The 1,150-nt window shown below is 61.6% G+C and carries 1 protein-coding gene; it reads left to right on the plus strand.

From position 1 onward, the window contains the following. The first annotated feature begins 199 nt into the window (after positions 1–199). Positions 200–1,138 (plus strand): IS110 family RNA-guided transposase, encoded by a 939-nt coding sequence (locus C8P69_RS23370; protein ID WP_108179820.1) that lies wholly within the window; start codon positions 200–202, stop codon positions 1,136–1,138. The last annotated feature ends 12 nt before the right edge of the window (positions 1,139–1,150 follow it).

The raw sequence follows: 1,150 nt of genomic DNA on the forward strand, positions 1-1,150 counted from the left end.
TCATGGCTCCATCCTACTTAGAAGTTGGAGCCTCCTGTCTAAGGCCGATGGGCTATTGAGGATCTGCGGCTGGTACCCCGCGAGCCTCCTGGGCGAGCAGCCCGTTTGTCGGATCGGGGACCAGCCGCATCGTCCATCGTCATCCTGAACAGTTGATTGGGGCTGTTGGCGCAGACCCCGCATGACAGGAGCAGGAGCTATGACGCAGCAGACCTTCATCGGTGTCGACGTGGCCAAAAGCTGGCTCGATATCCACCATCCGAGACGGAAGCCAGAAAGGATCGAAAATACGCCAAAGGGTGCGAGAGCCTTCGCACGCCAAGCTGCGCAAGAAGGCGCCTGGATCATCTTCGAGGCCAGCGGCGGGTACGACCGGGTCCTCCGGGAAGCATTGGAAGCAGCAGGCGTGCGGTTTAGCCGCGTCAACCCTCGTCAAGCACGAGACTTCGCTCGTGCCATGGGTGTTCTCGGCAAGACTGATCAGGTGGATGCTCGGATGCTGGCTGAATTGGGTACCCGCCTGCAGCCCCCGCCGACCGAGCCGCTTCCAGCATCGCGTAGGGCTTTGCAGGCATATACGGCCCGAAGGCGCCAATTGGTTGGTCTACGGAAGCAGGAAGACACTCGCCTGAAGCAAACGGCCGATCCTGACGTGCGCGCGGACATTCGATCCCTGATCGCCGTTCTCGAGCGCCGCATCGAGAAAATTGAAAAGGAGATGCTCCAGATCGTGCAGGCTGACACGGAGCTCGCCGAAGTGAACGACATCTTGCAATCGGCTCCAGGCGTTGGCCCGATTGTAGCCGCTACCTTGATCGCGGAACTTCCGGAGCTCGGGCGCGTCGATCGACGCGCGATTGCCGCTCTCGCTGGCCTTGCCCCAGTTGCCCGAGATAGCGGAAAGAGATCTGGCCCTCGCGCGATCGAGGGCGGCAGGCCTGTGGTGCGAACAATACTCTACCTTGCGGGGCTCCATGCATCACGGGCCTCCAGCACCTTCAATGTGTTCCGCAGGCGCCTGGAAGGGGCGGGAAAACGCCCGAAGGCGGCGATCATAGCCACCGCGCGAAAGCTGCTCGTAACCCTCAATGCCATGATCGCCAGTGGCCGGAGGTACGTCCCTCAGGGCTCCAGCTGAATACAGTTGCCG

It is taken from the genome of Phreatobacter oligotrophus, assembly GCF_003046185.1.
GTDB classification, from domain to species: domain Bacteria; phylum Pseudomonadota; class Alphaproteobacteria; order Rhizobiales; family Phreatobacteraceae; genus Phreatobacter; species Phreatobacter oligotrophus.